Raw genomic sequence first — 25,405 nt, forward strand, 5'->3', positions numbered from 1 at the left:
AGCGACGCTTATTTAGTGGGCTTTTCCGCTGGAAAGCGGGTATCGCGCAGGCTGTCTTTGATCTTTTTCAGGTGCGGCAGAAAATCTTCGCCGCGCCTAAGCGTTACCCCGGTGGCGAGCGCATCAATTAAGGTGAGCTGAATAACTCGTGAGGTCATCGGCATATAGTGGTCGGTGTCCTCTGGAGTGGCGACTTCAAGCGTGGCGGTGCACTCCTGTGAGAGCGGAGAGTTCGGTGCGGTAATGCCGAGTACGACGGCGCCTGCTTCCCTGGCCACTTTGGCGATATCCACCAGCTCCCTGGTGCGTCCGGTATAAGAGATGATCACCACCACATCGCCGGTGTGGCAGGCGGCGGCTACCATGCGCTGCATCAGCACGTCTACATAGGCCATGACCGGCAGGTTAAAGCGGAAAAACTTATGCTGCGCATCTTGCGCCACGGCACCTGACGCACCCAGCCCAAAAAAGTGAATCTGCTTGGCCTGCGTCAGATAATCCACCATCCGCTCGACGGCGGCCATATCCACTTCACGCTGGGCTTCGTCCAGCGCGGCAATGGTGGCCCCAAAGATTTTATGGGTGTACTGCGTGGCAGTATCGCCGGGCTCAACGGCGCGGGTGACGTAGGGCGTGCCCCCCGCCAAGCTTTGGGCCAGCTTGATTTTAAAATCCGGGTAGCCTTTGGCGCCAAAGTTACGGCAGAAACGGTTAACGGTCGGCTCGCTGACACTAGCTGCCTGGGCAAGGCTTGCGATGCTCAGGCTGGTGGCCGCGGCGGGGTCTTCCAAAATTACGTTCGCGACTTTGCGCTCTGAGCGGTTCAACTCTTCTAAGCGTTCCCGTAAGCGGTCTAGCAGGTCATGCGCCATTAACAGACTCCGTGGCAGGCGTTAAGTTTGGGTGAGGTTTCCAATTCGTGCACCAGCGATAAAATTCATCGGCGGGCAACGGACGAGCATAGTAATACCCCTGTGCAGCTTCGCAACCAATAGAACGTAAGTAGTCTGCTTGAGCTGCGGTTTCGATGCCTTCAGCCACCACATTACAGCCTACTGCATGGGCTAACTGGGTGATGGTCAGAGCCAGTTGGCGATCCACCGTGTCTTTTTCCAAGTCCAGCACAAAGGCGCGGTCAATCTTTAGGGTTGAAAAAGGTAGTGTCTTTACATAAGCCAGCGAGGAGTGCCCGGTACCAAAATCATCGATGGCAACAGCAATCTTTGCTTCGGTCAATTGAGCTAACTGGATGCGCGCGTTGTGCATATCGCTGAGCAGGCCGGATTCGGTGACCTCTAAAGCAAAAAAGCGCTCAGGAATGTTGTGCTTAGCTAAGCGTGTTAGTAGGTTTTGAGCAAAATCCTTACGTGCCAGCTGGCGGGCCGCCACGTTAACCGCAATATGGAAGCGGTCATTAAGAAGCCCTTGCTGGCGCCACTGCACAATATAGCGCATGGCCTCTTCTAGCACCCACTCACCAATGGAGAGAATATCACCGCTTGCCTCGGCAAGGGGGATGAAATCTGCAGGTGACACATGACCAAGTTCTGGATGGTACCAGCGGAGCAGGGCTTCCGCGCCGATGACTTGCTGGGTGGCGAGCGATAGCTTGGGCTGAAACGCCAGTGACATTTCCCCCCGTTGGGTTGCCCCGCGAACCGCCTGTTGCAGGTGTAGGCGATGACGCTGCTGGGTTTCCAGAGTTTCGTTGTAGTTTTGGATACGTAAAGAGCCGTTTTGGGGCAGGGCTAGGGCGGCCATGTGCACAAGTCGCTCGGTTTCAAAATGGCCATGGGACCAGCTAATACCCATGCGGGCGTTGAGCGGTAGCAGTAAATCGCCCAGCGTCTGGTCATGGTCGAAACAGCTTAGTAGACGAGAGGCTAACTGCCGTAGCCCGGTGAGCTCAGCACTTTGGGTGATCACCAGTAGCTCGCTGCCGCCCCAGAGTCCTAATGTACATTTAGGGGATAATTGGGCGTTTAAGCGGTGGCTGATATGCATCATTAACTGGTCTGCAATACCGTAGCCATGGAGTCGAACCGCATCGTCCAAGTGATCCAAAGCAATAAACAGCAGCCCAGTGCCGTGCCCTCGTTGAGCGGCTTCTTGCAATAGCTGTGTCAGTGCCCGCCGGTTGGGTAGCTGTGTGATGGGGTCGGTGCGTGACTGGTGATCAAGCTCTTCTGTCCGCTTGGCAACCATTTGCTCCAGGGTTTCTGCTTGTTTATCGCGAACCTGGTAGCGATGCTCGACATCAAGCGTATTACGAATGCGTTGGAGCACTTCATCGTGCTTAAACGGTTTGGTAAGGAAGTCACGAATGCCCATTTTAAGCGCCCGGTGGCGGGTGTCGTCGTCAATTTGGGCGGTCAGTACAATGACGGGGGGCGTCTGGTCTGCAAAATGTTCCTGCAGCTGCTCCATCACCGCGTAGCCATCTATATGAGGCATACGGATATCGAGCAAAATCAAATCGGGCAACTGCTGCTGACAGTAGGCAAGTACGTGACGCGGGTCGCTTAGCCCATGCACATTGTCAAACCCATGATCGTCTAATAGGTCGAGAAGCAGCTCAATATTCACGCTGTTGTCGTCAACAACAAGCAGGTGTTTGTTCATAAATATCATGGAGCCTTCCTTGGTGCGTCTGTTGCCGGTGCAGCGGAAAAATAGGTGCTGAGCGTTGCCGATAGCTTGTCGATATCGATAGGTTTGGTCAGGTAATCAGCAAAACCAGCGGCTAAGCCGTGGGTTAAATCACGTTCCATCGCATTGGCAGAGAGCGCAACTACATTAATATGCTTCAGTTGCGTATCGTTTTGTATGGCAGCGAGGGCTTGGTAGCCGTTCATCCCCGGCAGGTGGATATCCATAAGTACAAGATCAGGCGGTGAGTGACGCATAATCTCAAGCCCGAGTTCAGCGCTATTAACGGTTTGAAGGTCCACGTGGGGGAAGTCATCAATAATGTCTTCCATCAGGCGTTGGTTGGTGGGGTTATCCTCAATATAAAGCAGTCGATAATCGCGCTGAGCTTTTTCCGCATCGGCCAAGGTGCGTGTTGCGGTCTGTTCTGTTAGTGGGGCAACGTTGGCAACAGGGAGCGTAAACCAGAAAGTAGATCCTTCGCCCGGCTGGCTGTCCACGCCAATACACCCCGACATGCGCTCAACCAGTTCTCGAGTGATTGCTAGCCCAATACCCGTGCCTTCGATGGTACCGTACTCAGCGTCTAGGCGATTAAACGGCTCAAAGAGTTCCTCTTGCCGCTCGGGGGCAATACCCGGTCCTGTGTCGCTAATGCTGAAGCGTAGTTCAGAATCTTGCTGCGTTACTCCAATGGTAATGGTGCCGTGCTCGCGGTTGTACTTGATGGCATTAGATAACAGGTTGAGCAGTATCTGTTTCGTGCGGGTGTAGTCAGCAGAGACAGACCAGGTACTGTTTATTGGGTAGCGAATTAACTGAATGCCAGTGGCATTCATATTAGCTTCTAACGTGTTGCAAGCATCTTCAATAACGCCTTCGATAGAGATCGGCTCTATGGAGAGGGTCATATGCCCAGCTTCAATTTTCGCTAGATCAAGCACTTCGTTAATTAAGCTTAACAAGTGTTGGCCGCTCTTCTCAATTTGGCCGACCTGGCGCTGTTGCTTCTCGCTAAGAGGGTCGCGTCGCCCTTTACTGAGTAACTGGGCAAAACCAATGATTGCATTTAGCGGGGTACGTAGCTCGTGGCTCATGGAAGAGAGGAATTCACTCTTCGCCTTATTCGCTTTCTCTGCCTGATCCCGTGCGGCCGCTAAGTCTTTGGTGACTTGTTCGCGCTCGGCCATTTGGCGATAGAGATTAATCAGTAGGGCGCAGGTGTCGGTAAACGGCTGTAGCCAGTCCAGCAGCGCTTGGCTAAGAGGCTGCTGGCTGTTGGCAATAGCGAACATGCCAATCAGCTGGTCGCCGTTGAAAATAGGCGCGCCCAAATAGTTATTGATCCGTGGGTGGCCCGGTGGGAAACCGCCACGCTTGGCATGGCTATACACATCATCGGTAATCACCACGTTGCCATAGGCATAAACCTGCCCTAGCAAGGAGTTAGGGTTGGTAAGCATCATATCGCCACTGCGCAGCTTCTCCATCAGCTCGCGGGACTCTTTGTTCCACGAGAGATCGGTAATGGCGTGTATTTTCAGCGCGTTGGTGGTCTCAGTTGGTAGTACTTCACCAATCAGCGCGTAGTCGCTGTCGGTTAGCTCACGCAGTGCTTCCATCAGAAAGGTCCAAAGCCGCTCGCCGGACATTAGTGCCTGGTAGTCGGTAATGCCCTGATGAAGCACTTGTAATAAGCGGCGTTCCCGGTTTACGCGATGTTTTGCTTCACTGATGTCTGAAAGATCAGTCAGTATGGCTAGAAACTCAACAAATTCCTGGCGGTCATTGTGGATGGCATTTACTGCCAAGTGTACGGGTATCTCATGCCCTTGCTTGTGGCGCACCACGATTTCGCGCCCTTTTCCAACACTCTGTTCATTAGCATCAGAAGAGAAGTAGCGGCTAATTAAATAATTGTATTTCTCCGCGGTCTCTGGGAAGGCGAGCATTCCCACATTGTTGCCGACAACTTCTTCAGCTTGGTAGCCCAATAAGTTGAGTGCAAATGGATTAATGGCGATGACATTTCCCGCCCGATCGACGCGTAGTTTGCCTGTCGCACTTTTGGTAAAGAGTGCTTCAAACTGTTTTGCCGTACGTGAAAGCCGCTCCTTAAGCTCATGTTGGCGGAGCAATTCATCTACCTGCTTGGCTAAATTGTGCAGGATGCGATGATCACGCTCAGTAAAGGTGCGTGGTTGTTCATCAATTAAGCACAGCGTACCAACGGGTAACTGGTCATCGCTGGGGCAAAGCGGGTGGCCTGCATAAAAACGGATATGAGGCTGCTCTAATACCAATGGGTTATCAGCGAAGCGCGGGTCGTTTTTGGTATCTTCAATGACTAAGGGGCGATTAGTTGCTACGGCATGGGCACAAAATGAGATCTCACGGTTGGTTTCATAGGCCTCAAGCCCGCTGTGAGCTTTAAACCATTGGCGCTCTTTATCAACCAACGATACTAAAGCAATCGGCACTTCAAACAGCTCGCAGGCCAGCTCAGTGATGCGATCAAAGGCTGTGTCGGCAGGTGTATCGAGAACATTGAGTGCATGCAAGGCCGTCAGGCGCTGTGTTTCATTATTAGGTAGGTCGGCGGCTTGCATAATGTTTCCTAAACGTAGTGGCCTGTAACTATAAGGCGTATTAAGTGAATATCGGACATTAGCTTAATAGCTTTAGTCAAGCCCGAGTAATTTCAGCAACCAACGTCGATAAGGGGGCCTTAACCACCGGCTGGTGGGGCGCTGGGATTGATAAAAGACGCCGCGCAAATGGCTAAAACGTTCAAAACCGTGACGGCCGTGGTAAGCCCCGATGCCGCTTTCACCAACGCCGCCAAAGGGTAAAGAGGAAACGGCGTGGTGCAGCAGCGTCTCATTAAACACCAGCGCACCAGAGCGGGTGGTATGACGAAGGGATTCCTGGAGCGCCTTGTTACGGGTGAACGCGTAGAGAACGAGTGAGTGAGGGCGAGCATTAATAAAACGAATGGCGTCGTCCATTTGCTTAACGCTAATAAGCGGCAGGATGCGGCCAAAAATCTCCTTCTGCATTAGCGCTAAACCCTGGTGCGGGTCGATGACGAGCGCGGGGGAATGGGCGCCTTGGTCAATTACACGGCAGCCGTGGTCGCGTGCTTCATCCAATAGCTGCTCGATGCGCGCTTGGTGGGCATCGCTCACATAGCCGGTGGCCTCTTTTGCGTTTGGCCGCTGATGTTGGATGGCTCGCTCTAGAGCGTGAGTAAGGGCGTCAAGGTGGCGGCTCTCAACCAGTACATAGTCCGGCGCTATGCAGGATTGCCCCCCATTCATGCCTTTGCCAAAGATAATCGCGGCGGCCGCCTGTTCTAAATCAGCGTCACCCGCGACAAGCGCAGGTGATTTGCCACCCAGCTCCAGCGTGACGGGGGTGAGGTGGGTTGCCGCGGCAGCAGCTACTTGGCGGCCCGCTGCGCTTGAGCCGGTAAAGAGCAAGTGGTCAAACGGCAGCGCGCTAAATGCAGTGGCGATATCAGCGCCACCTTCCACCACGCCAAACTCTTCGTCGGTGAAGTATTGAGGCACCAATTTGGCCAATAGAGCACTGGTATGTGGCGCCTGCTCACTGGGCTTTACCAGGACCGTATTACCTGCGGCGAACGCATCTACCACCGGCATCAAAGCAAGATGCCAAGGGTAGTTCCAGGAGGACATCACTCCCACAATGCCAAGGGGCTGAGGGGCAACGTGAGCACGAGCGGGCCACATTTTCCAAGGTACGCCTGCTCGGCGAGGGCGCATCCAGTGCCATAAGTGGCGGCGTGCATGGCGAATTGCTTGCAGCACAGCGCTAATTTCAACAAGGTGTATTTCTACGTCGCTACGCTGGCCAAAGTCGGTTTGGATTGCTCGCACGATCTCTTGCTGATGGCGCTTCGTCATTTTGGCTAAGCGGGCCAAACGTTCTCGGCGCACCCCTAACGTTGGAAATGGCGCTTGGCCAGCCGTATGACGCTGAGCATTAAACATACTCGTCAGGTCGCGCTTCATAGCCTCTCCTTGGAATCATCCGTTATTGACAGTGCTGGTTTCATTGCGCGTGGGTGCAGTGTTTATCGGTCCAAAAGATCGTAAGCAAAACAAGGTGGTTGGTACGCTGTCATGGCCTTGATGGTACAGTAAACGATTCACAACCTATGCCAGTGTGCCATGGGAGATGTTATGCGTTCACGCTCGCTGTCCCTTACCATTCTACCTGCGATTGATGCCGTTGCGGCAAGCCAGTGGGATGCGCTGGTGAGTGAAGAGCAGCCCTTTTTATGTCATGCCTTTTTGGCTGCACTTGAAGCGAGCGGTTCGGTGGGTGCAGCTACTGGCTGGGTGCCTTGCCATTTATGCGTTTGGCAAGATTCCCGATTGGTCGGGGCGCTGCCCATGTACCGCAAGGACCACTCCTATGGCGAATATGTGTTTGATTGGGGGTGGGCGGAGGCGCTGGAGCGGGCAGGTGGCGACTACTACCCCAAAGGGCTAAGCGCTATTCCCTTTACTCCCGTGCCTGGCCCCCGAGCACTGATCGCCGCGAATGCCGATACTGCCGCTGTCCGTGAGCAGTTAGCCATCGGTTGGAAACAGCAGTGCGATGAGGTGGGGCTTTCCAGTTGGCACTTGCTGTTTGCCGAGGAGCCAGAGGTCGAGGCGTGGCAGCGCCAGTGTCCTGAGCTAATTGCGCGAGAAGGGGTACAGTTTCAGTGGCGAGACCGAGGTGTCGGCGATTTTGACGGCTTTTTAGCTAGTCTGACCTCAAAGCGTCGCAAAATGATAAAGCGTGAGCGGCGGTTAGTCGCTGATCAGGGCCTTACGCTGCATCGTCTGGAAGGTGCTGCGATTAGTGATGTCGATATGGCGCACTTCTATCGCTGCTACACCATTACATATCATGAGCGTGGCCGACCACCCTATCTTAATCACGTCTTCTTTGAACGCTTACGCCAAGTAATGCCCGAGGCGCTGATGTTGGTGCAGGTGCGTTTGGAGGGCAGGCCCGTGGCCGCTGCGCTCTATTTTCGCGGTGCACACACTCTTTATGGACGCTACTGGGGCAGTGAAATCCTCGCGGACTGCCTGCATTTCGAAGCCTGCTACTACCAAGGTATCGACTACTGCCTAGCCAAGGGGCTAACCCTATTTGACCCTGGCACCCAGGGCGAGCATAAACTGGTAAGGGGCTTTGCACCGCAGCGGGTTCGCTCGCTGCACTATGTGGCCCATCCAGGGCTTGCCGCAGGGGTCGCGCAGTTTTGCCAAGAAGAGGCTGCCCATATCATGGCCTATCGCCGTGCCGCCGAAGATGCCTTACCGTTTAAATAATTCCCACAGCGCTGCGGCTCGCTGCCTATCGCCCTTAATGGCATAATGCGCGCCGTTCTCGCTTTCACAAAGGATCTCTGTGATGCACAAATGGCTTGTGGTGATACTGCTTGCCGCTCTGGGATTGCTGCAGTACCAGCTGTGGCTGGGAAACGGCGGCTGGCAAGACCTCCAGGAGGTAGAGCAACGCGTTGCCGTGCAGGAAGCCGACAACGTGCCAATGCGTGAGCGCAATGCAAGGCTCGCAGCGGAAGTCACTGACTTAAAAACGGGACTCGATGCCATTGAAGAGCGCGCCCGTAGCGATATGGGAATGGTGCGCACCGATGAACAATTTTATTGGGTGCCCGGTGTTGCCATCAAAAACGAGCTAGTGGGAATCAATGCGGGGCTGGTTTCCCTGCCTGGAGCTATACCACCGAGCAGTGAAGGCGCCGCAGAATGAGTAACACACTATGGCTCGTCGTTCCTGCAGCGGGGCAGGGCAGACGTATGGGGGCCGATAAGCCTAAACAGTATTTGACGTTGAACAATCAGCCCATTCTGGCCCACACCTTGGCAAGGCTTCACGCCGCTTTTCCGCAGGCGCGGTTGGTACTTTGCCTAGACAGCGACGACCGCTGGTTCGACCCCACCTGGGTGCCTTTTGCGCAGTGGCAGCGTGTGTCAGGCGGTGCTGAGCGTATGCATAGCGTATTAAACGCTTTGCAAGCGATGACCGCCGAGGGCTCAGACCTCGTGATGGTGCACGATGTCGCGCGTCCGTGCATTACTCGTGATGATCTCCACGCGCTCTATCAAGCAGCGCAGACACACTCAGGCGGTGCGCTTCTGGCAATGCCGGTGGCGGATACCATGAAGCGCGATAACGGTGACCAGCTCAGCCAAATTACCGAACCGCGGGATGGTCTATGGCACGCGCTAACGCCACAGAGTTTCCGTTACTCGCTGCTGCGCCATGCGCTTGAACAGGCTCAGCAAACCGGCACGGTGGTCACTGATGAAGCCTCGGCGGTAGAAGCGCTGGGCGAGGCGCCACGGCTAGTGAGCGGACGCCGAGATAATCTAAAAGTGACCCACCCTGACGACTTAGCCCTGGCGGCTGCCATTCTGGCCGCCCAGTCGGCAACCGCCAGCAACAGGAGTTCCTAATGCGAATTGGCCACGGTTTTGACGTACACCGCTTTGGGCCGGGTGACCATTTAATGATTGGCGGCGTTAAGCTGCCGTTTGACCACGGTTTTGTGGCCCACTCTGATGGCGACGTACTGCTCCACGCGATCAGCGATGCGCTACTGGGTGCCTGTGCGCTGGGGGATATCGGCCGTCACTTTCCGGATACCGACCCCGCCTGGGCCGGTGCTGACAGCCGTGGCCTGCTGCGCCATGTGGTAACCCTGGTGCGTAGCGAGGGGTATCGCGTGGTGAATCTGGATGCAACGTTAATGGCCCAGGCGCCCAAAATGGCTCCCCATATTGACGCTATGCGCGCCGTCATCGCTGAAGATTTAGGAATTAGTCTTGGCCAGGTAAACGTCAAAGCCACCACTACTGAGCGCCTTGGCTTCACCGGGCGCGGTGAAGGCATTGCCGCAGAGGCGGTGGTACTGCTGACGGCCCCAGAGGCGCTGAATGCTTAACCTACCCCCATGGCAGCGTAGCCTAACGCCCGCTTTCGGCGTGCCCGCGCCAGGGCAGTACCGTGCTCAGCCGGAAGACTTTATCGTCGATGAGCAGCTTGATTTTATCCCGGAAGCTCATGGTGAACACCTGTGGCTGCGGCTTGAAAAGCGTAACCAAACCACGTTAGATATGGTGAAACAGCTAAGCCGACTGTGTGGCGTCACGCCTAGAGATATTGGCTATTCCGGCATGAAAGATCGGGTCGCGGTGGCTCGCCAATGGTTAAGCGTCCATTTGCCAGGGCGCGATGCCCCGGCGGATTTGTCGGCTTCTTTGGCAGCGCTGGGGGTTACGGTACTTGAGCAGGCGCGCCACCCACGTAAGCTAAAGCGGGGCGTGCATCGCACTAACCACTTTACGCTACGCCTGAGCGGTGAGGCGGTTCAGTCGGCCGATTTTTTGCCACGCTGGGAAACGCTCTGCGCCCAGGGCGTGCCCAACTATTTCGGCCATCAGCGCTTTGGCGCAGGGGCGCGCAACTTACAGCGTGCCGCCGCCGTGCTGGCGAAAGGCTGGCGCAAGCGCGACGACCGGCAGGGCATGATGCTCTCCACTGCGCGCAGCTTTCTGTTCAACGAGCTGCTTAGCGTGCGGCTGCAGGATGGTAACTGGTGCCAGCCCATCGCTGGCGATGCTCTCATGCTTGATGGCACCCAAAGTGTGTTTGGCATTGAGGCGGTGGAGGAGAGTTTGGTGGAGCGCGCCGTTGCGCTAGACGTTCACCCAACCGGCGTGCTGTGGGGCGTTGGCCGCTCGGCTGAAGGAGATGCTGGGGCTTATGAAGCGCAGCTCGCCGCTCAGCACCCTGCACTGTGTGAAGGGCTTGAAAAAAGCGGCGTCAAGCGCGGGCAGCGTGCGCTACGTGCCCGGCTTATTGCGCCGCAAATAACCTTCGATGCAGACGCCGTGCTACTCTCGTTTGCCCTGCCGCGAGGCAGCTTTGCCACGGCGGTCATTGGCGAGTTAATTCATCATCCCGACACGGCTTAACGCTGAGGTGAGGAGATTCTGATGCGGCGACTGCTGCTTTCCAACGATGACGGTGTTCACGCCCCCGGCCTTAGAGCGCTTTACGAGGCACTAACACCCCACGCTAACCTACGCGTGGTTGCCCCTGACCGTGACCGCAGCGGGGCCAGTAATTCGCTGACGCTATCGCGTCCGCTTGCGCTGACGGCGTTAGACAACGGCTTTTATAGTGTGGACGGCACTCCGGCCGACTGCGTCTATTTAGGCGTGAATGGGATGTGGGACGAGCGTCCTGATTTGGTCATTTCAGGGATTAACCATGGCAGTAACCTCGGTGATGACGTGCTTTATTCAGGCACGGTCGCCGCCGCGATGGAGGGGCGTAATCTAGGTATGACGGCGATTGCCATGTCGCTGTGCGGCGCCCACCATTTTGCGACGGCAGCCCAGTTTGCCGCGAGCCTCATCGGTGCCGCTGATCAACTCTCACTGCCGCCTCGTACGCTGCTGAATGTGAACGTCCCTGACCTGCCCTGGGAAAAAATCAAAGGTGTTAAAGTTACCCGCTTGGGCTACCGCGGCCCAGCCGAAAAGCCTGTGCCGGTGCAAGACCCCCGGGGCCGTACCCGCTACTGGATTGCCCCGGTGGCGGCTAACGCTGACGACGGTGAAGATACCGACTTTGCGGCCATCGAAGCAGGTTATGTATCGATTACGCCACTGCAAACTGATTTAACGCGCCACTCCGCGCGTCGTGATGTGCAGGACTGGTTGGATGCCTTTGCCTGAGCTATCTCCTGGTGAGCGGCGCGGCCGTGGAATGACTTCCCAGCGCACCCGTGACCGTATGATCAAGCGCCTGATTCAACAAGGCGTGCGTAACCAGTGCGTGTTAGACGTGATGGCCAGCGAGCCGCGTCATCTGTTTGTCGATGAAGCGCTCGCTCATCGCGCCTATGAAGATACCGCTCTACCCATTGGTTTTGGTCAAACGCTTTCCCAGCCGCTAACCGTCGCGCGCATGACCGAGCTGGTACTTCGCGCGTCGCCCCAGCGCGTGCTGGAAGTGGGGACTGGTTCAGGTTATCAAACGCTGATTTTGTCGCGCCTAGTAGAAACGCTTTACTCCGTGGAGCGAATCTATACGCTGCACGAGCGAGCAGCAGAGCGGCTATGGCGGCTAGGTGCCCCAGCGACATTAGCTGTGGCCGACGGCAGCGAAGGCTGGCCGGAAGCTGCGCCCTTTGACGTTATTTTGCTCACGGCCTGCGCGCAAACGCTGCCGGAAGTATTACTTGAACAGCTGAGTTATGACGGTGTGCTTATTGCACCGCTGGAAGAGTCAGATGGCAGTCAGTGGCTTACCCAAATTAAGCGTATTGGCTCTGCCTTTGAAAAGCGCAGGCTTGAACCCGTGCGTTTTGTACCCCTATTGCAAGGAGTGGTGGATTGAAGCGTCGACCCATAGGACTGTTTTTAAAAGGCGCCGGGATGGGCGCTGCCGATGCAGTACCTGGCGTATCGGGAGGCACGATTGCCTTTATTACCGGTATTTATGAAGAGTTAATCAACACTATTAAACAGTTTGGGCCTAGCGCCTTTGGCGCTTGGCATCGCGAGGGCTGGGTGGGCTTAAGTCGGCACCTGAACTTGGCGTTTCTAATACCGCTACTGCTGGGTGTTGCGGTCAGTTTGGTGAGCGTGGCTCACTTAGCGCTGTGGCTAATGGAGGCGCAACCGCTGCTATTGGAGGGGTTCTTTTTCGGGCTTGTAGCGGCCTCGGCACTGGTGGTTGGGCAGGCTGGAGAACGATGGAAAATTTGGTACTTGCTGCCGCTGCTCATTGGCTTGATGCTCGCCGAATGGTTGCCGAGCCTGATGCCGCTGGTGCTCATGGCGGGTAACGAGTCGCTGGTCGTCATCCTGGCGGGTGCCATTGCGATCAGTGCTATGTTGCTGCCCGGCGTATCCGGCAGCTTTTTATTGCTCACGATGGGACTCTACGGCACCATCATGGGGGCTATTCGCAGCTTCGATCTTGGCATTATCATGCTGTTTGGAGTGGGGTGCATCATCGGGTTGGCGCTCTTTTCACGACTGCTTTCGTGGCTATTGCGGCGCTACCATGGCGCGACACTACAACTATTGTTGGGCTTTATTGTTGGCTCGCTACCGGTTCTCTGGCCCTGGCGTGAGCTGTTACGCTACCAGCTAGGTCCCGATGGGCAAATGATTCCGCTGGATTATCGCTATCTATTACCCAGCGATTACGCCGTGCTGACAGGGGCGTCGGCACAGGTAACTGGCGTGATAACGTTGATGGTCGTCGGTGCGCTACTCGTCGTAGCGCTCAACCGTCGTGCGGCCACTCATGCCCAGCATCACTCGACAGATAATCGTTCCATTGATCGTTAGCACGGCGTTGAACAGGAGTAGGGTTTCCATGCGTAAGGTTTTTATGATGACGGTGCTTGCACTGGCGGTGAGTGGCTGTGCCAGTCAGCAGTCCAACACTCCCCAGGTGCGCGATTTGAGCGACGCACGCCGTGCGGTGGAAAACTCACCACAGTACACCGTCAAAGCAGGCGATACGCTCTATGGCATCGCGTGGCAGCACAATCTGGACTATCGCCAGCTCGCCGCCATCAACAATATCGATGCGCCTTACCAAATTTATCCTGGTCAAACCATCGCTTTGCGTGAAGGAGCGGGAGGTATGTCGACTTCGTCTGGCAGCAACGCGTCACCCGCTTCGACCAGCGGTGCCGTTGCTACGGGGCTGCAACCACAAGCCACTGCCGTGGCAAGCAATGACCAGGAGCTCGACTGGCTGCTGCCGGACGAGAGTGCCATCGAGCGCAACCAGCGCCTAACCGCCGAGCGGGCTGAGCGCACGGCGGTGGAAGCATCCCAGCAGGTAGCTGCCGCTGCTAATGCCCCGGTTGAATCCACTAATCAACAGCCGCCAGCCCAGCCCGCGCAGGAGCCAGCGCCCACGCCTGAACCGACCCCAGAGCCAGAGCCGGAACCTGCCGCTGAGCCGGAACCTGCCGCTCAGCCCACTCAAACCGTCCGCACCGATCGCTCGTCGCGTACCTTTACGCCTGCCGAAAACATCGATTGGCAATGGCCAACCGATGGTCAGGTCATCGGTGAGTTTGGGCAGGGAGGCAGCATTACAGCAGGGATTGATATCGCTGGGCAAAAGGGGCAACCTATTCGTGCAGCAGGCCCTGGTATTGTGGTCTATGCCGGTAGCGGTGTACGTGGCTACGGTAACCTAATACTACTGAAACATAACGATCAGTTTCTCAGCGCGTATGCACATAATGATAGTTTAAGCGTCAAAGAGAATGATGTCGTCGAGGCTGGTGAAGTCATCGCCACGATGGGCGATAGCGATGCAGATGCCGTCAAACTGCATTTTGAGGTGCGCCGCGATGGTCAGCCGCAAAATCCGTTGGACTATCTGCCATCGCGCTAGTCATTACCTAGCAGGTGTAACGTGTCAAGCCTGCTAGGGCAACCCGCATAGCTGAATTAGAGCGTCATATAACAATAAGGTGTATGCGCACAGGGAGTGCGACCACCCTTACTTTTCTAAATGGCGGTTAGGCGAGACAACGGGGGTATGAACATGAGTATGCTGGAGAAGGACCTACAGGAGATTGACCTGGATGAGGTTGAAGAGGCGTTAGATGACGCTGACGACGACGCCACGGCAGAGGAGGAGGCGTTTGAAAAAGCGCTGGGCCGTGAAGACCGTCAATCGACTCAAAGCTTGGATGCGACACAGATCTACCTTAACGAAATTGGTTTTTCTCCGCTGCTGACGCCGGAAGAAGAAGTGTACTATGGCCGCCTAGCGCGTAAAGGCGATGCGCTTGGCCGCTCAAGGATGATTGAGTCTAACCTGCGCCTAGTGGTCAAGATTGCCAGGCGCTACCTGAACCGAGGCTTAACGCTGCTCGATTTAATCGAGGAAGGTAATCTTGGTTTGATTCGGGCGGTGGAGAAGTTTGACCCCGAACGGGGCTTCCGCTTCTCTACTTACGCCACGTGGTGGATTCGCCAAACGATAGAGCGTGCGCTGATGAACCAGACGCGTACTATTCGTCTGCCGATTCACGTGGTGAAAGAGCTCAACATTTATCTGCGTGCTGCCCGTGAGCTGACTCAAAAGCTGGATCACGAAGCTACCGCCGAAGAGATCGCTGAGCATCTTGATAAACCGGTCGAGACAGTTAAGAAAATGCTGGGGCTTAACGAGCGGGTGTCGTCGGTGGATTCTCCCATGGGCGGCGACAGCGATAAGCCGCTGATTGATACGCTCACCGACGATGAGGTGCTGGGGCCGGAAGCGTGCTTGGTGGATGGCGACGTGCGCGAACACGTAGACCACTGGCTGGATGAGCTAAGCGAAAAACAGCGCGAAGTCGTGGTACGCCGTTTCGGTTTACGCGGTCACGAGGCAGCAACGCTGGAAGAAGTGGGTGCCGAGATTGGCCTAACGCGGGAGCGCGTTCGACAAATTCAGGTAGAAGCGTTAAAGAAGCTGCGCCGCTCCCTGGAAAAACAGGGGCTTTCCCTCGACGCGATTTTCGAGAGTTAATTCCGGGTCGAGAGTTAAACCAGCTGCTTCCGACAAGCCCAACGGAAGTATTAAATAGCGCACCGAGTTATCTGCTCGGTGCGCTGTTTTTAGGGCGAACCATTTTCATTCATACATTACTGAGTGACTCCGCTCAGTCCGGCAAGTACGCCGGTCAGTGACCTAGTAAGTGAGAGAGCCATGCGCCCGTTAGTGGCCCATATTGATTTGGACGCGCTGCGTCACAACTATCAACTGGCGTGCCGCTGCGCCCCGCAAAGTCGCTCAGTTGCCGTCATTAAAGCCGATGCCTACGGCCACGGTGCACTGGCTTGTGCCCGTGCCTTAGAAACTGACGTTCCGGCATTTGCAGTGGCCTGCATCGAAGAGGCGCTGAGCCTGCGCGAAGGAGGCATCAAAGCGCCCATTGTGCTGCTAGAGGGTATTTTCAGTGCCGATGAGCTGGCGCTGGTCGATCAGCACCGTTTATGGATCAGTGTGCACAGTGCGTGGCAGGTCGAAGCGCTGCTGGCGTATTCGCCACGGCAGCCTATTCCTGTTTGGTTAAAGGTGGATTCGGGGATGCACCGTTTGGGGTTCTCGCCGGAGGAGGCGACCAGTGTTTGGCAGCGTTTGGTGGATGCGCCGCAGGTAACGGCGCTGCATCTGATGAGCCACTTTGCCACCGCCGATGCGAAAGATCCTAGCTACTTCAACCGCCAGATGAATACGCTAAAAGCGCTGGCTGCCAAGCTGAAGGCACCGCTGTGTCTGGCCAACTCCCCGGCGACGCTGGCATGGCCTGCCGCACATGGCGACTGGAATCGCCCCGGCGTGATGCTCTATGGCAGCGACCCGCTGGAAGTGCCCAACGAGATCACCCAGCAGCTACGCCCGGTGATGACATTACGCTCAGAAATTATTGCGTTGCGCGAGTTGGCGGAGGGGGATCAGGTGGGCTATAGCGGCCGCTGGAAGGCCAAGAGACCCTCTAAAATTGCCGTAGTCGCCGCAGGTTATGGCGATGGCTATGACCGCCACGCGGTCGATGGTACACCGGTACTGGTCAACGGCCAGCGCTGCCCCATTGCCGGTAAGGTCTCTATGGATATGCTGACGGTGGACGTTACCGACGTGCCTGATGCCGCGATTGGCAGTGAAGTGGTGCTATGGGGAACTGCTAGCAATGGCAGTGTGCTGCCGGTGGACGAGGTGGCCCGCTACTGCGATACCATCAGCTATACGCTGCTGACCGGTGTGCTTCCCAGGGCTCCTCGGCGCTATCATGGGGCTCACGTTTAAACGGTTATCTGTATGTCAAAAGCGTCTTATCCGCGCTCCTTTGCGCACCCTCGCTACTGGCCGACATGGCTGGCGATTGGCCTAATGTATGTGGCCGCGTGGCTCCCCTGGCGGTTGAAGCTATGGGTAGGTAAAGCGATTGGCCTGCTGGCGTGGCGCTTCGTGAAGCGTCGTCGGCACATCACCGCCACGAACATCGCGCTCTGCTTTCCAGAAAAAAGCGCCGACGAGCAGCGTCAACTGGTCAAAGAGACATTCATTGCCAACGGGATCGGTTTGGTTGAAACCGCAACTGGCTGGTGTCGTGATGCCGAAGGGCTGCGTCATCGAGTGGCCTATCACGGCCAAGAGCACCTTGCACGCGCTAAAGCCCAGGGCAAAGGCGTGCTGGTGGTGGGTATCCACTTTTCGACGCTGGACTTAGGCGGGGCGTTGCACTCGCTGTTCTTCCCGGCAGATGTGGTTTACCGCCCCCATAACAACCCGCTGTTCGAGCGATTTATGACCCGCGCCCGTTCGCGTATTTTCGGCCAAGCCATTGATCGCCATGACCTGCGCGGCGTGGTGCGCCGTATCAAAGCAGGGCACATCGTGTGGTACTCACCGGATCAGGATTTCGGCCGCGATGTCAGCGTCTTTGCGCCGCTATTTGGTCAGCAAGCGGCGACGATTCGTCTTACGGCCAAAATTGCCCGCATGACGGGCGCCCCCGTCGTTCCGCTGATGTTCCACCGTAATCCGGATAATCGCACCTACACCATTGAGTGTTTGCCGGCGTTCGAGGATTTCCCCTGCGGCGATGAACTGGCCGATGCTACGCGGGTAAATGCCTTCATCGAGCGAGCGATACGCAAACATCCCGAGCAGTATCTATGGCTGCATCGGCGCTTTAAAACCCGTCCTGAGGGCGAGGCAGGTTTTTACTAGCCGTATCAACAAAGCGCATAAAAAAAGCTGCCCGCGGGCAGCTTTTCGGTGGCTTCATAGCTTGCTTAAGGCAACGCCTTAATCGAGATTACGGGAGTAGAAGATCTCCAGCATCTCTTTACGTAGGCGGCTTTCGATATCCCGCGCTTCTTCGAAGGTGATGTCGCGGCGCGACGTGCCGAACAGGTAGTTATCCAGCTCGAAGTCCTTGAGCAGCATCTTGGTGTGGAACATGTTTTCCTGATACACGTTCACGTCGATCATCTGATAGGCCTGCTTGGTGTCTTCCGCCAAGTAGTCCTGGATCGAGGTGATGTCGTGGTCAATAAACAGCTTTTTGCCATCCACATCCCGCGTAAAGCCGCGCACGCGGTAATCCATGGTCACGATATCGGAATCAAAACTATGGATCAGGTAGTTCAGCGCTTTCAGCGGGCTGATATGCCCACAGGTCGAGACATCGATATCCAGACGGAAGGTGCTGATGCCGTTGTCAGGGTGCGACTCCGGGTAGCTGTGTACCGTCACATGGCTCTTATCCAGGTGGGCCACCACGGTTTCCGGTAGCGGGCCTGGGCCTGGTTCGATTTGTCCAGGCGTTGGCTCATCCAGCTCGTGTTCGGCGATCAGGATGGTCACACTCGCGCCATGCGGCTCATAATCCTGACGCGAGATGTTCAGTACATGAGCGCCAATGATGTTGGTGACGTCTTTCAGGATCTGCGTCAAACGTTCGGCGTTGTAAAGCTCATCGATATAGTCGATATAAGCCGCACGCTGCTCTTCGGTTTTGGCGTAACAGATGTCGTAAATATTGAAGCTCAAAGAGCTGGTCAGGTTGTTGAACCCGTGGAGTCGGAGATTATCTGACACTTCCGAACCTCCCTATGGCAGATGAGGACACCCCGACGAGCCAGCGCCGGAACCGATAAACACTTGTCACCGTGCTAACGCAGCCGCCGTGAAGACGACCCCGCACTACGCAGTAAAGGGAAAAACAAGCGGGCGTATTATGCCCGCCCAGGGCGTGGCTTGCATCCAGTCACGCCATTTTTTTGATGCTGCAGCGTCACCCGCGTGGCCAGCCGACCCATGACGGCTCAAGCTTCGCGGATCTCATAGGAGTGAGTGATCTCAACGCCGCCTTTGACCAGCATGATAGAAGCGCTGCAGTATTTCTCTGCCGATAGCTCCACAGCCCGCTGAACCTGCTTCTCTTTTAAGCCACGACCAGTGACCACAAAGTGGACGTGGATCTTGGTGAACACGGACGGCACTTCATCGGCGCGCTCGGCGTCCAGCTCGGCAACGCAGTCGGTGACCTCTGCGCGGGCCTTATCAAGAATGTTCAAGATATCAAAGGCGGTGCAACTGCCCATGCCCATCAACAGCATTTCCATCGGCCGAGGGCCGGTGTTGCGACCGCCGTGGTCGGGTGGGCCATCAATCACAACGCTGTGTCCGCTACCGGATTCCGCTACAAACTGGCGGCCATCGGTCCATTTTACCCGTGCTTTCACGTTGCTCTCCTCATCTTGGCGACGAAAGGTAAGTCGCGCAGCATAACATTTCTAGAAGGCAACGCACGGCTTCATCGTGCGCTGCCAGTTGGTATCAGGCTGATTGAAGGTGCCTATCAAGCTCGGCTAGTCGCTCGGGGGTTCCCACATCAACCCAGTGGCCCGCAAAGTGCTCGCCGCTAACGCGGTGCTCTGCCATGGCCCGTTTCAGCAATGGGGCCAGGGCGAAGGCGCCGGCAGGTTCAAAGGCGACCAGTTCAGGGCGTATCAAACTGATGCCTGCAAAGGTGAAGCGAGCCTCCCCGTGTGGTGAAACGCGCCCCTGGCGAAGTGAAAAATCGCCTTCAGGGTGATGGGCAGGGTTATCCACCAATACCAGATGCGCCAAATCACCTGCTGCCAGCGTGGAAGCACTCGGTAGGTAGTCACACCACACATCACCATTGACCAGTAAGAACAGCGCATCGCCCAGCAGCGGTAGTGCCTGTTGAATACCACCGCCGGTCTCAAGCGGGCTAGCCTCCTGGCTCCAGTGAATGCGCATTTGGTAGGCCGAGCCATCGCCCAGTGCAGAGATAATTTGCTCGGCACGGTAGCTCACGTTAATGACCACTTCATTAATGCCTGCACGCTTTAAACGCTCCAAGTGGTGCACGATCAGCGGTTTGCCCGCCACGGGCAGCAATGGTTTAGGGCAGTGGTCGGTGAGCGGGCGCATCCGTTTGCCCAGGCCTGCCGCCAAAATCATCGCTTTCATGGAGCGTCCTCTTCCAGGCGCTGCATGATCGCCGGGCGCAGCACGCCCGTTACCCAGTCGGCAAACTCGCGGTGTTGGGGCAGGGCCGCTAGGCTATCTTCCAGGTGCGCCAAAAAGTGGGGCAGGCGGGCTAAATAGCCTTCTTTGCTGTCGCGCAGCGTCAACCGACAAAAGATGCCCAGCACTTTCAGCGAGCGCTGTGCGGCCATGGCGTGGCACTGCGCTAAAAAAGTTTCCTCGCTGACCGAGCGGGTCAAACGACCTTCTTGCCGCGCCTGCTGATAGAAAGCGCCGACGAAGGAGGCAAACTGGTCAGCGCTAAAACGGCAGTAGCGGCCCCGCAGTAGCGAAATAACGTCGTAGCTGAGCGGGCCTGCCACGGCGTCCTGGAAGTCGATCATGTAAAGCGTTTGATCGTGCAGCATCAGGTTCATGGCATCGAAATCGCGGTGGACGCTCACCACCGGCTGCGCTAATGCATGCTCTATCAATTTATCGCGTACTGCCTCCCAGCTATCGGGAACTGATAGCGACAGCCAGCGCCCCAGGCACCACTCGGGAAATAGGTCCAGCTCCCGGCCAAGCAGGGCGGCATCGTAATCAGGCAGGGCGGCCGGGTTAGTGCGGTTTTGCAACTGGGCAATCACAGCAAGTGCGTCTAAATGGCTCTGCTCTGTGCGTGCTGGATCGGTGAAGGTAGCCTGCAGCGGTGTGTCGCCCAAGTCATCAAGCAGCAAAAAACCAGCGTCTAAGTCGCTGGCGTGAATGTAAGGCACAGGCAGCCCGGCGGCGTGCCAGCGCTGGCCGATAGCCACAAACGGCGCCGAGTCCTCCTGTGCCGGGGGTGCATCCATCACCACTTGGGTGTTGCCATCCGGTAGCGTTAGTCGAAAATAGCGCCTAAAACTGGCGTCACCGCCCGCAGCAGAGAGGCGAATAGTGGCGCTATCAAGGCCGTGGTGTTGCGCCGCCCACTGGGTGAGGGCGTCAATCCGAGAAGAGGACATGCAAGCTCCTTGCTGGTCGGGCATCATGCGGGCTGTATAATACCGATTCTGGATGCCAAGGATAACGAACATGGGCAAGCGAATCTCGCGCACCGTACCGGTTGCGCATACGCTGCTGGGCAGTTTGCTCGCTGGCGCCTCGTTTTCAGCGGTGGCGCAGGACCAAACCCTGCCCGCAGAAGCGCTGGACTGGCAGGCCTGGAGCCAAGACGAAGCGCCGCAACAGCTATGTCGGGGGCGCTATGTGATGCCCGCCTACCGCTTGCCAGCGGAAGAGAACCCGGAAACGCTCTCGGTAGAAACCCGGGAAGTGGATTACGCCGCAGACGGTGAAGCCTTGCTGCGTGGCGACGTGGTACTACGCCGGGGCGATACCGAACTGCAGGCAGAGCGCGTCTTTCTACCCGCAGACCGTCAGCAGGTGGATGCTGAGGGCAACCTGGCTATCCGCGATGGACAAGCCCTGGTGCGTGGCGAGCAAGCCACCCTCATGCTGAACGAAGACCGCGCATCGCTGCGTAACAGCCACTATGTGCTCTACGACCAGCACCTGCGCGGCCAGGCCAGCCAGCTAGAGCAGACCGGCGAAAATCAGTACCGCCTTCAGGAGGCCACGTTTACCACCTGTGACCCCGGCGCCAATAGCTGGCAGTTGGTAGGTAGTGATATTCGCCTCGATCAAGCCTCGGGGTTTGGCACTGCCCGCCATGCGCGCCTGGAAGTTAAAGATGTGCCGGTATTTTACTGGCCGTGGCTGCGCTTCCCCATTGATGACCGCCGCCATACCGGACTGCTCTCGCCGTCAGTGGGCTTCTCAAGCGATGGCTTTGGTTATACCCAGCCTTTCTACTGGAACATTGCACCGAACCAGGATGCCACCATTACCCCGCGCTGGATGTCTGACCGAGGACTGCTGCTCAACGGCGAGTACCGCTACCTGCTGGAAGAGAGCCAAGGCTTGGTCGAGGGCGGTTATCTCGATAGCGACGGCGGCACCAATAGAGGTGACAACCGCTTTGAAGGCGACGACCGCTGGTACATTGATGCCCAGCACGCGGGCACGTTAACGCCCCGCAGTGATTACCGGCTCCGTTACGGCGCCGCCAGCGATGGGCGCTATTTCGACGACTTTGGGGGTGCGTTCGGCAGCGGTGATCGGGTCAGTATGGAGCGCCTGGCGCAGGTGGACTACCGCGGCGAGCGCTGGCAGTTAGACGCCCGTGCCCAGGGCTTCCAACGTTTGGAAGACCCGCTCAGCGATACCGACCGTCCGTTCTACCGCCTGCCGAGTTTGACCGCCAATGCCAACTGGCAGCTAGACAACGGCCTGTATACCCAGTGGCGCTCGAACGCGACCTATTTCTGGCGCGACGTGGATGAGCGGCGAGTTCCGGAGCGCGAGGCGGCCATCGGTTCGCGCCTTCACCTGACGCCTGCGGTGGGCTGGCGCTATGAGCAGCCCTGGGGCTATATCGAGCCACGCACCGAGCTTTGGCACACCGCGTACGAATTGGATTATGGCGACCGCGTGACCGATCGCACGACCTCACCTTCGCGTAGCGTGGCGATCACTTCCATCGACAGCGGCCTGGTATTTGAGCGTGAGCTTGAGCTAGGCGGGCGCGGTTATCGCCAGACGCTTGAACCCCGCGTTAACTATGCCTACGTGCCGCGTACCGACCAGACCCAGCTGCCGTACTTCGATAGCCGTGAACGGGTATTCTCCTGGGATCAGCTCTGGTCCCCGCACCGCTTCTCGGGGGCTGACCGGGTCGGTGATCTGAATCGCGTCTCGTTGGGCGTACAGTCACGCTTGATCGAAGATAGCGCTGGTCGGGACCGACTCACCTTCGGCGTCGGTCAAAGCTACTACTTCTCCGAGCGGCGCATCGATAGCGAAGGCGACCCGGACACGCTGCCGCCGCGCCCCAGCGAAGACCCTTCCGTGAATCCGGAAAGCCGCTATCAGGCCACCCGTGACCGCTCTCCGCTGGTCACTCGCCTGGATTGGCAAATATCGGATCGCTGGAGTACCGGCTACGAATGGCTCTACGATGACGAGCGTGAACAGACCGAGCGCTCCAGTGTGGATGTACGCTATCGCCACCCGGAAGGGCACGTAGTGAACCTTGGCTACCGTTGGGAGATCGAAGGGTTCGATCCGAGCGTGATACCCGGCGACTATGGCTTCCGTGACTACAGTCGCGAAGAGTGGGATCTTTCGCTGGCGTGGAAAGCGAACCCAAGGATTGATTTGATTGGCCGCTACCTGCACGATCAAACCAACAACCGTCCCCTGGAACAGCTCGCGGGCCTGCAGTGGAACGACTGCTGCTATGGCGTACAGCTGGTATGGCGTGAATGGATCGACGATAACGATACGGCGCGGGTTGGCGATGACTTCAACGACCGCGGGCTATTTTTGCGCTTTGTGTTTCGTGGTCTAGGTGGCGTGGGTCAAGAGGCCGACGGCTACTTTGAGCAGGCGATTCCTGGCTACCGTCCCACGCCCTTATGAACGACCACTTTAAAATAGCGACTGAAAGAGACTTTTTATGATGATCAGAAAGACCTTGCTGAGCTGCGCGCTGAAGAAACGAGCCACCCAGCTGTCCGCAGGCAGCCTGATGGTGCTCTGCCTGAGCACGGGTGCGGCGCTGGTTCCGCTGACCGTGCATGCGCAAAATTTCGAGTCGGCCCAGCGTCAGCAGTTGGATAGCGTCGTCGCGGTCGTCAATGATGGCGTCATCATGCGCAGCGAGTTGGATGACCGCATTGCCCAGGTGGAGCAGCAAGCAGCGGCTCAGGGCGGCAATTTGCCGCCGCGTAACCAGCTGGCCCAGCAAGTGTTGGAGCGTATGGTCATGGATGAAATCCAGCTGCAAATGGCCCGCCGAGCCAATCTGAGTGTGGATGACACCGAACTCAACCGCCAGCTACGCAGCATTGCCGAATCCAACAACATGACGCTGGATCAGTTTGCCGATGCGGTAGAAGCCGACGGCATTACTCTGGCCGACGTGCGCGAAGACGTACGCCGTGAAATGTTGATGCGTCAAGTACAGCAGCGCCAGATCAGTCAGCGCGTCACGGTCTCCGATCGCGATGTGGAGCGTTTCTTGAGCCAGCAGCCAAGCCAGCAGCAGGGGCAAGCCTTTATCGAAGAGACCCGTGCCCGCCATATCCTGGTGGAACTGACGCCTACGCGTAACGAGAACCAAGCCCGCGCCCGCGCAGAAGAGGCTCGCCAGCGTTTACAGCAGGGCGCAGACTTCGCGTCGGTGGCCCGTGAGTACAGCGACGATCGTGGTAGCGCCATGAACGGCGGCGACCTGGGCTGGGTGCGCCCTGGCCAAACGGTCCCTGCGTTCGAAGAAGCCATGACGTCTCTCAGCCCGAACCAGCTCTCCGAGCCTGTGCGCTCGCAGTTCGGCTATCACGTCATCGAAGTGCTGGAGCGTCGCCGTCAGGACGTGACCGAAGAGAGCCGTCGTGAGCAGGTGCGCCAAGCGATTTTCCAGCGTCGTGCCAACGAAGAGCTGCAAACCTGGCAGCGTGAAATCCGTGAACAGGCCTTCGTGGATATTCGTCTCTAATGACGCGGCCGCTGCTGTTGACCACCGGTGAGCCTGCGGGCATCGGGCCAGAGCTTGCGCTGATGCTGGCCGCTCGTGGGCAATTAGCCAACACGGTGGCGGTGGGTGACCCGCAGATGCTGCGCCAGCGCGCCGCGCTGCTCGGGCTGGCCGTAGAGGTCGTCGAGGCCGCGCCGGGTGGCTTGGATATATCCTCTCCAGGGCGTTTGGTGGTGTGGCCCGCCACACTGCGAGCGCCTGCCACGCCTGGGGTGCTCGATCCCGCCAATGCCCGCTACGTGTTGGAGACACTGCAAATTGCCGTAGACGCCTGCCAAGCAGGGCAGGCTGCGGCAATGGTCACCGCGCCGCTGCATAAAGGGGTCATCATCGAAGGGGGCTTTCCCCACTTCACCGGCCATACCGAGTGGTTGCGCGACGCCTGTGGCGTCGATGAGGTGGTGATGCTGCTGGCGACCGATGCCGCGCTGCATGCCAAGAACCCGCTTTGGCAAGGCAGCGGCGATTTGCGCGTGGCGCTGGTGACGACTCATCTGCCGCTGCGTGACGTGGCCGATGCCATCACGTTCGAGCGGGTCACCCAGATTAGCCGCTTACTGGCCGCTGACCTGCGGCGCCAATTTGGCATCTTGAATCCACGCATTGCGGTGTGCGGCCTCAACCCCCATGCCGGGGAAGAAGGGCATTTGGGGCGCGAAGAGCTGGACACGATCATTCCGGCCCTCGACGCGCTGCGTGCCGACGGGTTGGATATCCAAGGGCCGCTGCCCGCCGATACGCTGTTCACTCCACGCCACCTAGCCGGAGTCGATGCGGTGCTGGCGATGTATCACGACCAGGGCTTGGCAGTGCTAAAATACGCAGGCTTTGGGCAAGCTGCGAATATTACCCTCGGCCTACCGCTGGTACGTACTTCAGTGGACCACGGCACCGCGCTGGATTTGGCGGGCCGCGGCACTGCCGACCCCAATAGCCTGGGCGTTGCGCTCGCCCTCGCGCAGCGCCTTGCTGCTCAGCGTGCCAGCACCCTGGCCGCTTTATGAATCA

General features: G+C 57.4%; 23 protein-coding genes. 15 read left to right on the forward strand and 8 right to left on the reverse strand.

Going from position 1 to position 25,405, the window contains the following annotated elements; translation table 11 throughout:
• Positions 1–8: 8 nt before the first annotated feature.
• The 4 genes from NH344_RS10225 to NH344_RS10240 all read right to left on the reverse strand — a co-directional run bounded on the left by NH344_RS10225 (position 9) and on the right by NH344_RS10240 (position 6,686).
• Positions 9–872: a MurR/RpiR family transcriptional regulator gene (locus NH344_RS10225; RefSeq protein WP_054641164.1), complete on the reverse strand. Its 864-nt coding sequence runs from the start codon at positions 870–872 to the stop codon at positions 9–11.
• Positions 862–2,631 carry an EAL domain-containing protein gene (locus NH344_RS10230; RefSeq protein WP_172514808.1) on the reverse strand — a complete coding sequence of 590 codons (1,770 nt, stop codon included), beginning with the start codon at positions 2,629–2,631 and terminating at the stop codon, positions 862–864. The genes NH344_RS10225 and NH344_RS10230 overlap by 11 nt, the downstream gene beginning before the upstream one ends.
• Positions 2,628–5,258: a GAF domain-containing protein gene (locus tag NH344_RS10235; protein WP_253027871.1), complete on the reverse strand. Its 2,631-nt coding sequence runs from the start codon at positions 5,256–5,258 to the stop codon at positions 2,628–2,630. The genes NH344_RS10230 and NH344_RS10235 overlap by 4 nt, the downstream gene beginning before the upstream one ends.
• Before the next feature lie 72 nt (positions 5,259–5,330).
• On the reverse strand, positions 5,331–6,686 hold the full coding sequence (locus NH344_RS10240) for an aldehyde dehydrogenase family protein (protein ID WP_253027872.1): 1,356 nt from the start codon (positions 6,684–6,686) through the stop codon (positions 5,331–5,333).
• Positions 6,687–6,857: 171 nt separating this feature from the next.
• Here NH344_RS10240 and NH344_RS10245 point away from each other — a divergent pair, with 171 nt between their 5' ends.
• The 12 genes from NH344_RS10245 (at position 6,858) to lpxL (ending at position 17,478) form a co-directional block, all read left to right on the forward strand.
• Positions 6,858–8,006, forward strand: coding sequence for a GNAT family N-acetyltransferase (locus tag NH344_RS10245; RefSeq protein ID WP_253027873.1), 1,149 nt, complete (start codon positions 6,858–6,860; stop codon positions 8,004–8,006).
• A gap of 82 nt (positions 8,007–8,088) precedes the next feature.
• Complete coding sequence (gene ftsB, locus NH344_RS10250; protein WP_044630252.1) at positions 8,089–8,451, forward strand: cell division protein FtsB; 363 nt, start codon at positions 8,089–8,091, stop codon at positions 8,449–8,451.
• Positions 8,448–9,158, forward strand: a complete 711-nt coding sequence (gene ispD, locus NH344_RS10255; protein ID WP_074210202.1) for a 2-C-methyl-D-erythritol 4-phosphate cytidylyltransferase — start codon at positions 8,448–8,450, stop codon at positions 9,156–9,158. The genes ftsB and ispD overlap by 4 nt, the downstream gene beginning before the upstream one ends.
• Entirely contained in the window at positions 9,158–9,646 is a 489-nt protein-coding gene (gene ispF, locus NH344_RS10260; protein ID WP_062360982.1) for a 2-C-methyl-D-erythritol 2,4-cyclodiphosphate synthase, read from the forward strand. The genes ispD and ispF overlap by 1 nt, the downstream gene beginning before the upstream one ends.
• Positions 9,639–10,679, forward strand: a complete 1,041-nt coding sequence (locus NH344_RS10265; protein WP_253027874.1) for a tRNA pseudouridine(13) synthase TruD — start codon at positions 9,639–9,641, stop codon at positions 10,677–10,679. The genes ispF and NH344_RS10265 overlap by 8 nt, the downstream gene beginning before the upstream one ends.
• Positions 10,680–10,700: 21 nt before the next feature.
• Entirely contained in the window at positions 10,701–11,447 is a 747-nt protein-coding gene (surE, locus tag NH344_RS10270; protein WP_062374003.1) for a 5'/3'-nucleotidase SurE, read from the forward strand.
• Positions 11,434–12,111: a protein-L-isoaspartate(D-aspartate) O-methyltransferase gene (locus NH344_RS10275; protein WP_054641166.1), complete on the forward strand. Its 678-nt coding sequence runs from the start codon at positions 11,434–11,436 to the stop codon at positions 12,109–12,111. Before surE ends, NH344_RS10275 begins: the two co-directional genes overlap by 14 nt.
• Complete coding sequence (locus tag NH344_RS10280; RefSeq protein WP_253027875.1) at positions 12,108–13,073, forward strand: DUF368 domain-containing protein; 966 nt, start codon at positions 12,108–12,110, stop codon at positions 13,071–13,073. The genes NH344_RS10275 and NH344_RS10280 overlap by 4 nt, the downstream gene beginning before the upstream one ends.
• Before the next feature lie 28 nt (positions 13,074–13,101).
• A complete protein-coding gene (locus NH344_RS10285) occupies positions 13,102–14,142 on the forward strand; it encodes a peptidoglycan DD-metalloendopeptidase family protein (protein ID WP_228168297.1) in 1,041 nt (346 codons plus the stop codon).
• A 153-nt stretch (positions 14,143–14,295) separates the two neighbouring features.
• Positions 14,296–15,270, forward strand: a complete 975-nt coding sequence (gene rpoS / locus NH344_RS10290) for an RNA polymerase sigma factor RpoS (protein ID WP_044630278.1) — start codon at positions 14,296–14,298, stop codon at positions 15,268–15,270.
• A 180-nt stretch (positions 15,271–15,450) separates the two neighbouring features.
• A complete protein-coding gene (gene alr / locus NH344_RS10295) occupies positions 15,451–16,551 on the forward strand; it encodes an alanine racemase (protein WP_074210204.1) in 1,101 nt (366 codons plus the stop codon).
• A 12-nt stretch (positions 16,552–16,563) separates the two neighbouring features.
• Entirely contained in the window at positions 16,564–17,478 is a 915-nt protein-coding gene (lpxL, locus tag NH344_RS10300; RefSeq protein WP_054641168.1) for an LpxL/LpxP family Kdo(2)-lipid IV(A) lauroyl/palmitoleoyl acyltransferase, read from the forward strand.
• A gap of 78 nt (positions 17,479–17,556) precedes the next feature.
• Here lpxL and speD read toward each other — a convergent pair whose 3' ends face one another.
• From speD to NH344_RS10320, 4 genes are all read right to left on the reverse strand, one after another.
• A complete protein-coding gene (speD, locus tag NH344_RS10305; RefSeq protein WP_058577493.1) occupies positions 17,557–18,351 on the reverse strand; it encodes an adenosylmethionine decarboxylase in 795 nt (264 codons plus the stop codon).
• 227 nt (positions 18,352–18,578) lie between these two features.
• Positions 18,579–18,998: an OsmC family protein gene (locus NH344_RS10310; protein WP_054641169.1), complete on the reverse strand. Its 420-nt coding sequence runs from the start codon at positions 18,996–18,998 to the stop codon at positions 18,579–18,581.
• Between the two features lie 94 nt (positions 18,999–19,092).
• Complete coding sequence (gene murU / locus NH344_RS10315; protein ID WP_213262123.1) at positions 19,093–19,755, reverse strand: N-acetylmuramate alpha-1-phosphate uridylyltransferase MurU; 663 nt, start codon at positions 19,753–19,755, stop codon at positions 19,093–19,095.
• Entirely contained in the window at positions 19,752–20,762 is a 1,011-nt protein-coding gene (locus NH344_RS10320) for a phosphotransferase (RefSeq protein WP_253027876.1), read from the reverse strand. Before NH344_RS10320 ends, murU begins: the two co-directional genes overlap by 4 nt.
• 70 nt (positions 20,763–20,832) lie before the next feature.
• Here NH344_RS10320 and NH344_RS10325 point away from each other — a divergent pair, with 70 nt between their 5' ends.
• Genes NH344_RS10325 through pdxA form a run of 3 tightly spaced genes read left to right on the forward strand, consistent with a single transcriptional unit; the run spans position 20,833 to position 25,401 of the window.
• The gene (locus tag NH344_RS10325) at positions 20,833–23,280 is read left to right on the forward strand and encodes an LPS-assembly protein LptD (protein WP_172514804.1); all 2,448 of its coding nucleotides are present in this window, start codon (positions 20,833–20,835) and stop codon (positions 23,278–23,280) included.
• 37 nt (positions 23,281–23,317) lie between these two features.
• Complete coding sequence (locus NH344_RS10330; protein WP_054641172.1) at positions 23,318–24,358, forward strand: peptidylprolyl isomerase; 1,041 nt, start codon at positions 23,318–23,320, stop codon at positions 24,356–24,358.
• Positions 24,358–25,401, forward strand: coding sequence for a 4-hydroxythreonine-4-phosphate dehydrogenase PdxA (gene pdxA / locus NH344_RS10335; RefSeq protein WP_253027877.1), 1,044 nt, complete (start codon positions 24,358–24,360; stop codon positions 25,399–25,401). The genes NH344_RS10330 and pdxA overlap by 1 nt, the downstream gene beginning before the upstream one ends.
• Positions 25,402–25,405: the final 4 nt, after the last annotated feature.

It is taken from the genome of Halomonas sp. Ps84H-12, assembly GCF_024124725.1.
Taxonomy (GTDB): Bacteria; Pseudomonadota; Gammaproteobacteria; order Pseudomonadales; family Halomonadaceae; genus Vreelandella; species Vreelandella aquamarina.

Coding starts and splice junctions, on each gene's coding strand:
- alr (WP_074210204.1), top strand. CDS start 15,451: ATGCGCCCGTTAGTGGCCCATATTGATTTGGACGCGCTGCGTCACAAC.
- NH344_RS10235 (WP_253027871.1), bottom strand. CDS start 5,258: ATGCAAGCCGCCGACCTACCTAATAATGAAACACAGCGCCTGACGGCC.
- NH344_RS10240 (WP_253027872.1), bottom strand. CDS start 6,686: ATGAAGCGCGACCTGACGAGTATGTTTAATGCTCAGCGTCATACGGCT.
- NH344_RS10265 (WP_253027874.1), top strand. CDS start 9,639: ATGCTTAACCTACCCCCATGGCAGCGTAGCCTAACGCCCGCTTTCGGC.
- murU (WP_213262123.1), bottom strand. CDS start 19,755: ATGAAAGCGATGATTTTGGCGGCAGGCCTGGGCAAACGGATGCGCCCG.
- surE (WP_062374003.1), top strand. CDS start 10,701: ATGCGGCGACTGCTGCTTTCCAACGATGACGGTGTTCACGCCCCCGGC.
- NH344_RS10225 (WP_054641164.1), bottom strand. CDS start 872: ATGGCGCATGACCTGCTAGACCGCTTACGGGAACGCTTAGAAGAGTTG.
- NH344_RS10245 (WP_253027873.1), top strand. CDS start 6,858: ATGCGTTCACGCTCGCTGTCCCTTACCATTCTACCTGCGATTGATGCC.
- NH344_RS10330 (WP_054641172.1), top strand. CDS start 23,318: ATGATGATCAGAAAGACCTTGCTGAGCTGCGCGCTGAAGAAACGAGCC.
- pdxA (WP_253027877.1), top strand. CDS start 24,358: ATGACGCGGCCGCTGCTGTTGACCACCGGTGAGCCTGCGGGCATCGGG.
- NH344_RS10230 (WP_172514808.1), bottom strand. CDS start 2,631: ATGATATTTATGAACAAACACCTGCTTGTTGTTGACGACAACAGCGTG.
- NH344_RS10275 (WP_054641166.1), top strand. CDS start 11,434: ATGCCTTTGCCTGAGCTATCTCCTGGTGAGCGGCGCGGCCGTGGAATG.
- rpoS (WP_044630278.1), top strand. CDS start 14,296: ATGAGTATGCTGGAGAAGGACCTACAGGAGATTGACCTGGATGAGGTT.
- NH344_RS10325 (WP_172514804.1), top strand. CDS start 20,833: ATGGGCAAGCGAATCTCGCGCACCGTACCGGTTGCGCATACGCTGCTG.
- ispD (WP_074210202.1), top strand. CDS start 8,448: ATGAGTAACACACTATGGCTCGTCGTTCCTGCAGCGGGGCAGGGCAGA.
- ispF (WP_062360982.1), top strand. CDS start 9,158: ATGCGAATTGGCCACGGTTTTGACGTACACCGCTTTGGGCCGGGTGAC.
- lpxL (WP_054641168.1), top strand. CDS start 16,564: ATGTCAAAAGCGTCTTATCCGCGCTCCTTTGCGCACCCTCGCTACTGG.
- NH344_RS10320 (WP_253027876.1), bottom strand. CDS start 20,762: ATGTCCTCTTCTCGGATTGACGCCCTCACCCAGTGGGCGGCGCAACAC.
- ftsB (WP_044630252.1), top strand. CDS start 8,089: ATGCACAAATGGCTTGTGGTGATACTGCTTGCCGCTCTGGGATTGCTG.
- NH344_RS10285 (WP_228168297.1), top strand. CDS start 13,102: ATGCGTAAGGTTTTTATGATGACGGTGCTTGCACTGGCGGTGAGTGGC.